General features: G+C 51.0%; 12 protein-coding genes. 2 read left to right on the top strand and 10 right to left on the bottom strand.

Annotated features, from left to right (window positions below):
- Nucleotides 1-29 precede the first annotated feature (29 nt).
- Genes V7Z75_RS10645 through kdpA form a run of 6 tightly spaced genes read right to left on the bottom strand, consistent with a single transcriptional unit; the run spans nt 30 to nt 8,474 of the window.
- The gene (locus V7Z75_RS10645) at nt 30-746 is read right to left on the bottom strand and encodes a response regulator (RefSeq protein ID WP_334108629.1); all 717 of its coding nucleotides are present in this window, start codon (nt 744-746) and stop codon (nt 30-32) included.
- Complete coding sequence (locus V7Z75_RS10640; RefSeq protein ID WP_334108628.1) at nt 743-3,457, bottom strand: sensor histidine kinase KdpD; 2,715 nt, start codon at nt 3,455-3,457, stop codon at nt 743-745. Before V7Z75_RS10640 ends, V7Z75_RS10645 begins: the two co-directional genes overlap by 4 nt.
- Before the next feature lie 17 nt (nt 3,458-3,474).
- Nucleotides 3,475-3,945 (bottom strand): hypothetical protein, encoded by a 471-nt coding sequence (locus tag V7Z75_RS10635; RefSeq protein WP_334108626.1) that lies wholly within the window; start codon nt 3,943-3,945, stop codon nt 3,475-3,477.
- A 15-nt stretch (nt 3,946-3,960) separates the two neighbouring features.
- Entirely contained in the window at nt 3,961-4,539 is a 579-nt protein-coding gene (gene kdpC / locus V7Z75_RS10630) for a potassium-transporting ATPase subunit KdpC (protein WP_334108625.1), read from the bottom strand.
- Between the two features lie 19 nt (nt 4,540-4,558).
- On the bottom strand, nt 4,559-6,628 hold the full coding sequence (kdpB, locus tag V7Z75_RS10625) for a potassium-transporting ATPase subunit KdpB (RefSeq protein ID WP_334108623.1): 2,070 nt from the start codon (nt 6,626-6,628) through the stop codon (nt 4,559-4,561).
- Nucleotides 6,629-6,653: 25 nt separating this feature from the next.
- The gene (gene kdpA / locus V7Z75_RS10620; RefSeq protein ID WP_334108622.1) at nt 6,654-8,474 is read right to left on the bottom strand and encodes a potassium-transporting ATPase subunit KdpA; all 1,821 of its coding nucleotides are present in this window, start codon (nt 8,472-8,474) and stop codon (nt 6,654-6,656) included.
- A gap of 368 nt (nt 8,475-8,842) precedes the next feature.
- On the opposite strand from kdpA, the gene nhaA reads away from it, so the two are divergent.
- Nucleotides 8,843-10,201, top strand: a complete 1,359-nt coding sequence (gene nhaA / locus V7Z75_RS10615; RefSeq protein ID WP_334108620.1) for a Na+/H+ antiporter NhaA — start codon at nt 8,843-8,845, stop codon at nt 10,199-10,201.
- A gap of 32 nt (nt 10,202-10,233) precedes the next feature.
- The gene (locus tag V7Z75_RS10610) at nt 10,234-10,725 is read left to right on the top strand and encodes a hypothetical protein (RefSeq protein ID WP_334108619.1); all 492 of its coding nucleotides are present in this window, start codon (nt 10,234-10,236) and stop codon (nt 10,723-10,725) included.
- Between the two features lie 382 nt (nt 10,726-11,107).
- Here the strand turns inward: V7Z75_RS10610 and V7Z75_RS10605 are convergent, their stop codons facing one another.
- Genes V7Z75_RS10605 through V7Z75_RS10590 form a run of 4 tightly spaced genes read right to left on the bottom strand, consistent with a single transcriptional unit; the run spans nt 11,108 to nt 12,836 of the window.
- Nucleotides 11,108-11,599, bottom strand: coding sequence for a DoxX family protein (locus tag V7Z75_RS10605; protein ID WP_334108617.1), 492 nt, complete (start codon nt 11,597-11,599; stop codon nt 11,108-11,110).
- Nucleotides 11,550-11,834, bottom strand: coding sequence for an HvfC/BufC family peptide modification chaperone (locus V7Z75_RS10600; RefSeq protein ID WP_334108616.1), 285 nt, complete (start codon nt 11,832-11,834; stop codon nt 11,550-11,552). Before V7Z75_RS10600 ends, V7Z75_RS10605 begins: the two co-directional genes overlap by 50 nt.
- On the bottom strand, nt 11,807-12,589 hold the full coding sequence (locus V7Z75_RS10595; protein ID WP_334108614.1) for a DUF692 domain-containing protein: 783 nt from the start codon (nt 12,587-12,589) through the stop codon (nt 11,807-11,809). The genes V7Z75_RS10600 and V7Z75_RS10595 overlap by 28 nt, the downstream gene beginning before the upstream one ends.
- 10 nt (nt 12,590-12,599) lie before the next feature.
- Nucleotides 12,600-12,836, bottom strand: coding sequence for a hypothetical protein (locus V7Z75_RS10590; protein WP_334108613.1), 237 nt, complete (start codon nt 12,834-12,836; stop codon nt 12,600-12,602).
- Between the last annotated feature and the right edge of the window lie 151 nt (nt 12,837-12,987).

Here is a 12,987-nt window from a genome sequence, read left to right as displayed (position 1 = left end):
AATCCTGCCCTGGGATAATCAGCAGCATTTCAATGAACCTCATCAGGGTTAATCAGCAGGCGATAGCCCACACCCAATTCAGTGATGAAGTACTGGGGCTGGGTGGGGTTATCCTCTAGTTTATTGCGAAGATGTCCCATGTAGATTCTGAGGTAATGACTGCTTTCTACCGCGTTTGGTCCCCATACCTCTTTCAGTAGCTGACGTTGGGAGACCACCCGGTTGGCCTCCCTGACCAGGACAGTCAATAAGCGATATTCTGTAGGAGTAAGCTGTACCTGAATGCCATCACGGTATATCTGCCGTTTGGCAAGATCTATCTTGATGTTGCCAAATCTGACGACACTATTGACGCTATCGGGACTCACCGCCCTACGCCGCAACTGGGCGCGGATACGCGCAAGCAGTTCGCCTGCACCAAAGGGCTTGGTCAGGAAGTCATCGGCTCCGGCATCGAGCGCTTCTATTTTTTCGTGTTCCTGTGTACGTGCGGAAAGCACAATGATGGGAACATTGCTCCAAGTGCGGATTTGTCGAATGACCTCGACGCCGTCCATGTCTGGCAAGCCTAAATCCATGATGACGATATCGGGTTTTCTCGTACCCACTTCAATCAAGCCACGCTCACCGGTTTCTGCGGGAAAGGCGTTAAATTGTTCTGCTTGAATCGCCATGAGCAGGAATTTCCTGATTTGGGGTTCATCCTCGACCACGAGGATGTTGATGCCGGGTTCCAGTTTACTCATGCTTCAATCTCTCTTAAGGAGGGCGGCACTTCTAAGGGCAATGAAAATGTGACCACGGTACCTGCACCTGATTCAGGTTGAGCTATCCAGATTTTGCCATGGTGTGCTTGGATAATCGTTTTGCAGATGGACAGCCCTAAGCCGACTCCAGGCTTGTCCGACTCCTTATCTCCACGGTTGAACTTTTCAAACAGGCTATGCTGCTTCTCCTGAGGTATCCCTTTGCCTTGATCGATAATCGATACCTGGATTTCTTCGCCATGCAAGACGGCAGAAATATCAATGATGGTGTCCTTGGGGGAGTACTTGATAGCATTGTCGATCAAGTTGCAAATCACGCGCTCCAGCAATACTGCATCATAGCGGATCAAGGGTAGCTCATGCGGGATGTGGGTCACAATACGATGGTTCTGGGTAGCAGGTTTCATCGCACGCAAGGCACTTCCCACTACTTCTTCCAGCAATTGCCATTGGCGGTTTAACGTGACATTACCGGCCTGCAGTCTGGCCATATCCAGCAGGTTGATGACTAATTGGTTCATATGGAAAGTCTGGCTGGAGAGATCGTCAATCAGAACATGTGCCTCAGGGGCCAAAACCTGTTGTTTCAGGCGCTCGATGATGCTGATCTGTACAGAGATAGGAGTGCGCAGATCATGAGAGATTGCGCTCAATAGCGAATTGCGTAGCCGTTCAGATTCCATGGATATCAATGCATCCCTAGCTACTTCCACATAGTGCTTGCGCTCCAGGGCCAAACCAATCTGTGCCGCAAAGGTATCCAGTAGCTGTCTTTGCTCGGTATCGAACATGGCTTCAGGAGTTGTAGGTGCAATCGCAAGGACGCCGCGGGTTCGCATCGGTGCCTTGAGTGGTACATAAAGCACCTTGCTGGAAGGCAAAGTCTGGGTGCCTAAGCCTGCCTGCTCCTGATGGTCATAAGTCCATTGGGCAATGGCAACATCCACATGCTTGAGCTGCCCATCCATTTGCCTGCCTTGCACTTGGTACTCTATGGCATCCGATCCATGCAACTTGTCATCCAAATCCGCTACCAGGATGGCGATCTTGGCGCCAAACAACCCGGACAAATGATGGATGCTGACCTCGGCAATATGGGTGATGGTCATCGCCGAGGCCAGTTCCTTGCCCATCTCATATAAGGCTTGGCTACGTCTTTCACGAAGATTGGCAATGATTGCCTGGCGCTTGAGGTTGGCGGTCAGGTTGCTGATTACCAACGCAACGGAGAGCATGATGACGAAGGTGAAGAGGAATTGCGTATCCGAAACCGAGAATGACCATTCGGGCTGGATGAAGAAAAAGTCAAAGGACACCACACTGAGCAAGGAAGCCGCGATGCCAGGGCCTCGTCCATACTTGTTGGCGATCAACATGACGCCTAACAGGTACAGCATGATGATGTTGGAAAGCTCGAAGTAATTGAATACTACGCTTGCCGCCAGCGAAGTGATGCCGCTAACTACAATCGCCCATAGGTAGCCTTTGCGTTTCAGCTTGGAAAAATGTTGTTCGCCGGCAATGCGAATGGATGCCTTCTGTCGGCGTGGGCTGGGGCTTGCAACTCTGGGGATGACATGAATATCAATATTGACATCATTCTGAATCAGTCGCTCAGATACGCTGGGCCAGAAGAAACGAATGATTCTGGATTGGGAGGGTTTTCCTACGACAATACGTGAAATATTGCGGCTTTGCGCATATTCCAACAGCACTTCGCCGACATCATGGCCATGCAGGGTCACAGTGCTACCACCCAACGACTGCACGAGATTGAACTGCTGCGTGATGACTTCACGTTCCTCAGCTGCCAACTTCTGCAGCCGTGGTGTTTCAACGTATACAGCTGTCCATTCTGCTTTTACGGCATTGGCAAACCGTGCAGCGGCATGAATGAGGGTTGAACTCCGCTCATGGGCATTGATGCCAACCAAAATCCTTTCGTTGGCTTGCCATATCTGCTGTATGGCATTGCCGGAACGATAGGCTCGCATTTGCTCATCGACGCGATCGGCGGTTCTCCGTAAAGCAAGCTCTCGCAATGCAATCAGGTTGCCCTTACGAAAGAAGTTTGCTTTTGCTTTTTCAGCCTGCGGCGCCAAGTAGACCTTGCCTTCTTTCATTCGCTGCAGCAAATCCTCAGGGGGCAAGTCGACCAGAATGACTTCATCGGCTTCATCGAATAATTTGTCCGGCACCATTTCCGACACCCTGATGCCAGTAATTTGTCCTACTACATCATTGAGGCTTTCCAAGTGTTGGACATTGACTGTCGAATAAACATCAATGCCGGCCTGCAGCAACTCTTGTACATCCTGCCATCTTTTTCGGTGCCTGGCTCCTTCTACATTGGAGTGTGCTAACTCATCGATGAGAATAAGGTCAGGCTTTAATGCAAGCGCAGCGTCTAGATCAAACTCACGTATTTTACGATTTCTGTACTCGATTTCCTTGAGCGGGAGCTGAGGCAAATCGCCAAGCTGGGCCAAAGTTTCAGCCCGGCCATGAGTTTCCACTACACCAATAAGAACATGCCGCCCTTGCTTTTGCTGGGCCTGGGCCGCACTGAGCATGGCAAACGTTTTGCCTACACCCGCACAGGCGCCAAAAAATAATTTTAGCTTCCCGTGACTTTCCTCTCTTTGGATTTGCTCCAGCAACTTATCAGGATCTGGACGATGGCTATTCATTTAGCACCTATGGGCGATTATTTTTGAGGTTTGAAGTGCCACCAATGCTCTCTGCGCTTCAATTCACAAGCCAGACTGCATGTATATTGACGACCATAGGCTACTGATTGCATGGCGGCATTCACTGTATGTTGCCGGTGGCATATGGGGCAAGTGTGCTCGTAAAGCTGTATTTGTGCATCTTTTGCTGGGAAATCCCTGTCATGAGGCCAATGCTCAGGAACCTCATGGTATCGCCCAAATTGTGCTGATGGCAGATTCTGCATAATGCTGCTCATCAAAGGGGCGACCAGATGTTTGCTGACCAGAAAGCACACCTTCATATTGGTTGCTTGGCAAGACTCCATGCGCAGGAAATCAAAATGGTATCTAGATATTTCCTCAATCACCTTTCGTAGCAGGTTGACATGTTCCTGGCCGATGACCATCTGCATCAATACCGGAGTGCTTTGCATCATGGCGCGCGGACACAACAAAGGGGCGTTCATTGCTTGTCTCCAGCTTTACTTCACAGATAACCGGTCCAGGGCCATGTTGATCTCAAGCACATTGACCCGCGGCTCTCCCAGTACGCCGAATTGACGCGCCTGGGTGTGATCCTTGATCAGTGCCAGTATCTGGGTCTCCTTCAGCCCCCTCGCTTGCGCAACCCGTGCAGCCTGATAATAGGCTGCGGCTGGGCTGATGTCAGGATCCAGGCCGCTGCCGGAAGCCGTCACCAGGTCTACGGGGATAGGCAACGTATTATTCGGATCAAACTCCAACAATGCGGCCTTGCGGTTGGCTACCGCTTCGGCAAGGTCTGGATTGAGCGGCCCCTGATTGGAGCCCGAAGATGCGGCCGCATTGTAGGGATAAGGAGATGTGGCAGAAGGCCTGCCCCAGAAGTAGCCAGGGCTAGTGAAATTTTGCCCGATCAAGCGGGAGCCCACGATCTTATCGTTGGATTCGATCAAAGATCCCTCCGCTTTGCCAGAGAAAAATGCCTTGCCTATGCCATACACGATTGCCGGGTAAACAGTGCCCGTGATCAAGGTTAATAACGCGAATACCACTAATGCTGGACGAACGATTGCTTTCATTTCCACTCTCCGTAATTCATTAAACCAAGCCAGTAAACTCAAGGAACATGTCAATCAACTTAATGCCGATAAAAGGTGCGACGATGCCGCCAAGCCCGTACACCATGAGATTGCGGCGCAACAACGATGCCGCGCCCATCGGTCTATAGGTCACGCCATCCAGTGCCAAGGGAATCAGAAACACGATCACCAGGGCGTTAAATATCACTGCAGACAGGATCGCCGAGTTAGGGCTGGCAAGCTGCATAATATTGAGCACGGACAACTGCGGGTAGGTGGTGACGAAAGCTGCAGGAATGATGGCAAAAAACTTGGCAATGTCATTGGCGATACTGAAGGTAGTCAATGATCCCCGTGTCATCAGCATCTGCTTGCCAATCTCAACAATCTCGATGAGCTTGGTCGGGTTGGAGTCCAGATCCACCATATTGCTGGCTTCCTTGGCTGCCTGGGTGCCGGTGTTCATGGCAACGGCTACATCGGCTTGCGCTAGCGCCGGAGCGTCATTGGTGCCATCGCCAGTCATGGCGACCAGCTTGCCTTGTCCTTGGTACTCGCGTATCAGGGCCAGCTTGGCTTCGGGAGTGGCTTCAGCCAGATAGTCATCCACTCCGGCCTCTGCCGCAATCGCTGCTGCGGTTAATCGGTTGTCGCCAGTAATCATGATGGTCTTGATGCCCATCTCTCGAAGCGAGGCAAAGCGTTCCTTAATGCCTCCTTTCACAATGTCCTTAAGCTCGATGACCCCCATGACCTTGGCATTGTCGGCTACCACCAGGGGTGTGCTGCCGCGCCTCGATATATCATCGATCTTGGCCGTGACGTCTTCAGCAAAAGTGCCCCCTAAAGACTCTACCCACTGCTTGATCGCGGAAGCGGCGCCTTTGCGCACCTTGCGTTCGCCGATATCCACTCCGCTCATGCGCGTCTGGGCTGTAAACGGAACAAATACCGCACCCAGTTTCTTCATGCTGCGCTCGCGCAAGCCGTATTCGTTCTTGGCGTAGACGACAATGCTACGTCCTTCGGGCGTATCATCTGCCAATGAGGAGAGTTGGGCTACATCGGCTAACACAGCCTGATCGACACCGGCAGCAGCGAAAAAGGCAGAGGCCTGGCGATTACCCAATGTGATCGTGCCGGTTTTGTCCAACAACAGCACATCGACGTCACCAGCCGCTTCGACAGCACGGCCCGAGGTGGCAACCACATTGGCTTTCATCATGCGGTTCATACCCGCAACGCCAATGGCTGAGAGCAAGCCAGCAATCGTGGTAGGGATGAGACATACCAGCAGAGCGACCAATACCAGTATGCTCACCGGCGTGCCTGTGCCAGCAGCCTCCACACTAAAGATGGAAAAAGGCAGCAAGGTAGCGGTTACTAGCAGGAAGATCAGGGTCAATGCGACCAGAAGTATGGTCAACGCGATTTCATTAGGGGTTTTCTGGCGCTTGGCGCCTTCCACCATCAAGATCATGCGATCAAGAAAGGTTTCTCCCGAGTTGGCAGTGACGCGTACCACTATCCAGTCTGATAACACTTGAGTACCGCCAGTGACAGCACTGAAGTCACCCCCGGACTCGCGGATAACAGGAGCAGATTCGCCTGTGATGGCGGCTTCATTCACCGAGGCAATCCCTTCTATGACCTCGCCATCGGATGGAATGGTATCCCCGGCCTCTACAAGAACGATATCGCCTTTCTTGAGGCTGAGGCTATCAACTAAGGTCAATGCTGAGCTGCGTGATGCGGATGCAAGCTTCTTGGCGGCTACATTCTTTCTAGAGCTTCTCAGACTGGCTGCCTGGGCTTTGCTCCTGCCCTCTGCCAACGCCTCGGAAAAATTGGCAAACAACAGCGTGAACCATAGCCACAATGTAATTGCGATGCCAAACCCTACTGGCAAGACTTGGAGCTCTTGATGCGGCAACAGCAGCAGCAAGGTAGTCAAGATACTGCCGATGTACACTACGAACATCACAGGGTTACGTAATTGCACTCTGGGAGAGAGTTTTAAAACGGATTCCACGATGGCACGCAAGATAAACCGCGTATCCAGGGAAGATGATGCTGGTTGGTTCTGCATGACGGTATTCCTGAAATGTTGGGACTCAGAGGCCAGGGTTGACTGATTGAAGGGCTGTGACCTGCTCGACTACCGGCCCCAAGGCCAATGCCGGAACAAAGGTGAGCGCACCCACAAGCATCACTGCGCCGATCAATAAAATGACAAATAGCGGGCCATAGGTAGGCAAGGTGCCAGCATGGGATTCAATACGCTTCTTGGCAGCAAGTGAGCCTGCAATCGCCAATACCGGCACAATGATGGCAAAGCGGCCAAACCACATGGCGATGGCCAGCATGATGTTGTAGAAGGGTGTATTGGCAGACAAGCCGGCAAAAGCGCTGCCGTTGTTGTTTGCGGCCGAGGAGAAGGCGTAAAGGATTTCGCTGAAGCCATGGGCGCCTGGGTTGGCGATACCGGCTATGCCGACACTGACCAATACGGCTATGGCTGTGCCGAGCAACACCAAGATAGGCGTGACCAGAATGATCAGTGCCGACATCTTCATTTCGAATATCTCGATTTTCTTGCCCAGGTATTCAGGCGTGCGACCTATCATCAAACCGGCGACAAATACCGCGATGATCGCGTAGATCAACATGCCGTAAAGTCCGGAACCCACGCCACCGAACACCACCTCACCCAGTTGCATTAACCACATGGGCACCAAACCGCCAATCGGCGTCAGGGAGTCATGCATGGCATTCACCGCACCACAAGAGGCTGCCGTAGTAATCGTAGCGAACAGGGCTGAATTGACGATGCCAAAGCGTGTCTCCTTGCCCTCCATGTTGCCGCCAGGCTGGATAGCAGAATAGGATTGATCCACTCCTGCATTTGCCAATGCAACCGTACCGGCTTGCTCTGAAACGATGGCGATGCTCGCCATCACAACGAACAGAACGCCCATGGCAGCAAAGATTGTCCATCCTTGCCTTCTATCCCGCACCATGATGCCGAAGGTGTAACACAGAGCCGCCGGGATCAGAAAAATCGCCAGCATTTCCAGGAAGTTGCTGAATGGCGTAGGGTTCTCAAACGGGTGTGAGGAGTTGGTATTGAAGAATCCCCCTCCGTTGGTACCCAATAACTTGATGGCTTCCTGCGAGGCGACCGGGCCCATTGCGATTTGCTGGGTGTTGGTCGTAGCAGGATTGGTCATAATATCCTCACTGTCATCCGTGATCTGTGTGCCTTCATCATCAAGCAATGGCTGTTGATAAGTGGTAGTTTCCAAGGTCTGTGCCGATGGATAGGCACTGAAATTCTGGATTACCCCCTGGCTCATCAACAAACTGGCGAGTATCAATGACAAAGGCAGCAATATATACAGCGTGATACGGGTGACATCCACCCAGAAGTTACCTATGGTCTGGGCTGAGTGGCGGACAAAACCTCGTATCAACGCAATCACCACCGCAATCCCGGTAGCGGCAGACAGGAAGTTCTGTACCGTGAGTGCGAGCATTTGTGTGAAATAACTCATGGTCGACTCGCCACCATACCCTTGCCAATTGGTATTGGTTACAAAGCTCACGGCCGTATTGAAGGATGAGTCTATCGAGATGCCAGCGAACTGCTGTGGATTAAAAGGCAACAGGAATTGCCACTGTTGGATAAAGAACACCACCAGTACGCCGAGCAGATTGAACGCCAGCAAGCCTAGCGCATAAGCTTTCCACCCTGACTCTTCTTGAGGGTTAATGCCAGAAAGCTTGTAGATGAGCTTTTCGATAGGACCAAGAATTTTGCCCAGTAAGGGAACTTCGCCTGTCATGGACTTGTGAATGTGGATACCAATAGGCTTGGTCAGCAGAAGCAAAACCAAGCTAAAAAGTCCGAACTGGAAAATGGCATTGGCAGTCATCAGAAGCTCTCCGGTTTGCACAACACATATGCCAGATATGCAAACAATCCAAGCACGACAACGCTGCTAATCGCATATAACACGTTCATTGCTATTACTCCCAAAAGGTTGAGCATCAAATGAAGATGCATGCCTAAGCAGAGTAATAAGTAGCGAATAAAGAGGTTGTAATAATTGAAGATCGAAGAGTAAAAATTGTATAAAAATTATCCAGATCGTCTTTGTTAACAACTACGACAGCCTCAAAGCGCCTGTTAAATTTGGCCTGATAGAATTGAGGATGTAGAATAAAAAAGGGTGTTAGCCGCATAACGCGGCGAGACAGGTTAATGCGTTAGGTCGGGCCGCCACGCGGAGCTTGTACGCCTATGCATCAGCAACGCCCTGGCCGCCGGGTATCCCGCGCCCAGCTACTGACCAAGTTCGCCTTCGCCAAGGTTGAGCGGTTTTTTCATATCGAAGCAGTCAGCGGCATCGTATTGCTGATTGCCGCCTTGATTGCCCTCATCTGGGCGAACTCCCCATTCGCCGAAAGCTACCATCACCTCTGGCATACCCCGCTGTCTATCGGATTGGGCCAGTCGCTATTTTCCGAGTCTCTGCATTTCTGGATCAACGATGTCCTCATGACCCTCTTCTTTCTCGTGGTGGGCATGGAGATCCGCCGTGAAATCCACGAAGGAGCATTAAGCAGCCTCAAGCAAGCCGCCTTGCCATTTGCCGCGGCATTAGGTGGTGTGGCGATCCCCGCGCTCATTTATCTGGCCTTGAATACTGACCCTGCCAGGCAACAGGGGTGGGCCATACCGACCGCCACTGATATTGCCTTTGCCGTTGGGGTGCTCGCGTTGTTGGGACGCTCCATTCCCAGCAATGTCCGGATATTCTTGCTCGCCCTGGCCGTGATTGATGACATCATTGCCGTCTTGATCATTGCCTTGTTCTATTCAGGTGGGCTGGATTACAGCGGTTTCGCTCTCGCTGGCATAGGCATAGCCAGCGTCATCCTGCTACAGCGTATGGGCATAGGTTCCGCTTATGCCTACGTACTGCCTGGTGCCATCATCTGGATCGGGTTGTTCATCACCGGAGCCCATCCCAGCTTGGCTGGCGTCGTCCTCGGGCTCATGACCCCGGTGCTTTCCTCGAGAGTTCGCAGACGGCCTCTCGCACTGGTCTCACGCGTTCATCGCCAGTTGCTCAAGGAAGCATCCTCAGACCACCTGCAAATGGCACAACCACTGCGTAGACTCCGTATTGCCCAGCGCGAATTGCTGCCGCCGGTGACCCGCATCCAAATGGCACTTCACCCCTGGGTGGCGTTCGGCATCATGCCATTATTCGCCCTGGCCAATGCCGGGGTCAGCCTGCAAGGAGTCAACCTCCACCAGGATGGGGCACAGTGGGTCATGTTCGGCGTCGCCATCGCCTTGATCTTTGGAAAGCCGATTGGCGTGATCAGCGTGAGCTGGCTGATGGTGCGATTGGGATGGTGCAGATTACCCGCTGGTGTCACATGGTCTGGCGTATGCCTGATTGGGGTACTCGCCGGGATTGGCTTCACCATGTCCATTTTTGTATCCATGCTCGCATTCCAGGATGACGGACTGCTCAGTGCCGCAAAACTTGGCGTCTTATCTGGATCACTCGTGGCAGCTGTCTTGGGGTTGCTAATAGGAGGTTTCTATATTCAATCCCACAGACGCATTTCATCAGACATCGACTAACGCTAGCTTGAGAGGATATAAGGGGAGAACGCATGCAATACACAACTGCTGGAGCGGTGGCGACCAGTTTCATACTGTTAGCCTTGCAAGGCTGTGGAGAACACCACGATCTCGCAGACGCCTTGTCGGAAAAGGATGGAAAAACGTATCTATCGACAAGTATTGAAGAGCTATCCCAAACCCGGATCAAATTTGGGGTGAGTGCCCTTGGTCAATCGCAGGGGCAGGTCGAGATCAAGCATGGTCGCATGACGTATCGCACATTGATTCATTCTGTGCAAAAACGCGGGAAGATCAGCGCCTATACTGATCTGGAAAGTGAATGCATCGGTTTCGAGAGCACGGCGAAAGAGCAGTTCTATTTGATTTGCCGGGCCTTGAAGCCTTTTGCGGCGGACTATCAAGTGCCTTCGGAAAGCAGGACACATCATATTTCTGTGGATGAAAACCGGCTGTTTTTCATCATAGGGCAAGGCAAGATTGATGCACCAAGCTCCCAAGCCTACTATGATGTAAACGAGTGAGAACAATTCGCTAGATAAATTTGGATTTAAATTGCAGACGAGCGGAGAGATGTGTTCTACCGAACTTGTGGCTGTAAGCCTGAATTTCCTCCAGCACTCAGTTTGACGCTTCTTCTGAAACCAAAGGACGAACCCCAGTTTATAGAATCAATAGTGAGCAAACTGACGCCGTATGGCTTCGCCATTGCGCCGCTGCCACGGATATTGCATGAAGCTACCCGAGTGCACGACCAAAGGCTAGTGTGCAGATGAGCCAAGCAGATTGTTATCGAGGTGTCGCAAGTAGGCAAAATATCGCTCTGCATTCGCTTCGGGGTTTGTGTGCATGAAACAGAGCAATGGCGTTAACCAGCAAGAGTCTGTGTACCTATTAGTGTCCTATTCAATCAAGCGGTTTGAAGTATTTTTTAGTTGATAAGAATTTCTCGTCAACACTATAACGTCCACTTCCCTGAGTTAATATCGTAAATAGCATTAAAGCCAGCATCAGCGGTACCTTGAACCCGAGACCTGCCTCTGTATCAATCTGATTCCACCCAGCCCAGCCTAAATCAAAATGGACGGTATATATCGCTACAAAGGTGATATACAACAATCCTAGAGCTGCTAATCGACTGTACACGCCAAGCAGTAAGGCAACTCCCAATAAGAGTTCTCCCACCCCCGCAGCTATCCAATTCGGATCAGGGCCAAGGAAATGTAGCGGAAAGGGAAACTGCAAGCCACTGAACCATTCTGGTGCATTAACCCCACCACTCAGTTTTGTATAACCTGCCCCAATAAACTCCTGAGCAGCCCATACCCTGAGTCCGAGTAACCCAAGATCATGTATCTTCTCTGTCGCTTTCGTGTGCAAGGAATGCCAGGAATTCATCTTTGAGATCTCCATAATAATGCGATGTCCAGGCAGACTGGCGAACGAAGGCCTGTATTAATTCTTTCCATGCGGGCTCACCCAATTGCTGGCGGATCGCCGGAAAGTGCGCTTCTATCATTTGGCTAGCCCCAAGGAGTACAAGATGGCGATAAGCCCGCATCCCGGCTTCGCTGTATCCGTGCGGAATGACCTCAGTCGCCCCTCTTATGTAGAGATAGAAGTCTTCAAGCATGTTAGTTCTTGATTGATGGTGGTCAGAGCTGGAATGTCGTTGTCCCACTCGAGCAAAATGGGGATGTGATGTTGTTGGAGTAATGCAAGTGCAACTTCTCTGGTTTGGGTCTCCACGGTTTGGCTATGGGTATCAATATACAAACCAAAACGCGCATCAAACTCATGGCCAGCTACGTGCATATAAGTGACGCGCTGCATATCCACATGGGATACAAAATTATGCACGTCCGTCAGGAAGTGATTCTTGTGGTTCACGGCAATGTTGTTGATATCGAGCAATATGTTGCAATCGGCTCTTTCAACCACTTGCATCAAGAACTCCACCTCATTCATTTCTCCAACATTGGTGTAGTAAGTGGTATTTTCTACGGCGATCCTGAGGCCCAATATATCCTGCACTTGCTTGATGCGGTCACTGATGCGGATTACTTCGCTGTGAGTAAACGGGATAGGAAATAGATCATACAGTTGATGGGCATCGCCACTGGCTGCCAGATGATCAGAGTAGTAGTCTGTACCTAGGTCTTTCATCAGTTCACGTACATCCATCAGAAACTCCTGCTGGATGGGAGCTTGTCCACCAAGGCTAAGTGATACACCATGCAGCCTGACTGGGCGACCTGATTCCAATAGCTTGTAGAGTGGTGATCTGTCTCGTTTGATCCAGTTTTCAGGCGCTACTTCAAAAAAATCAGCCTCCACTGACGACATATCCCAGTTTGCCATTTCACCTCGGTAACCCAGTCCAGCCATGGCAATGTCCTTATTTCTTAGAGCAGGAGGCTTCTTTTTTGCTGCAAGAGACCTCTTTCTTGGAGGGAGAGGCATCATTTTGCTCGGTGGTAGCCTCTTTTTTCGAGCATGAGGCATCTTTCTTCTCCGAAGAGACTTCCTTTTTACTGCATGTGCCAGCACTACATTTTTTTTCTGCAGGGCTACCAGCAAATGTAGAAGTGGCAATAATGGCGGTGGCTAATGCAGCCAAGTGTTTGATGTTCATGGTAAGGCTCCTATTGAGGTTGAGATACATCGTGAGCACCTGGTGAGGCAAAACACAATGTTCTCTTGCTAATACGCTCTTGAACAACTCATGGTTACACTGAGGCTTAAAAAATAATTAAATATTTTTCTATGGCTATCTGTAACCTTTA

The sequence above is a fragment of the Methylobacillus sp. genome (assembly GCF_036844465.1).
Taxonomy (GTDB): Bacteria; Pseudomonadota; Gammaproteobacteria; order Burkholderiales; family Methylophilaceae; genus Methylobacillus.
This window is presented reverse-complemented; position numbering and strand designations above follow the sequence as displayed.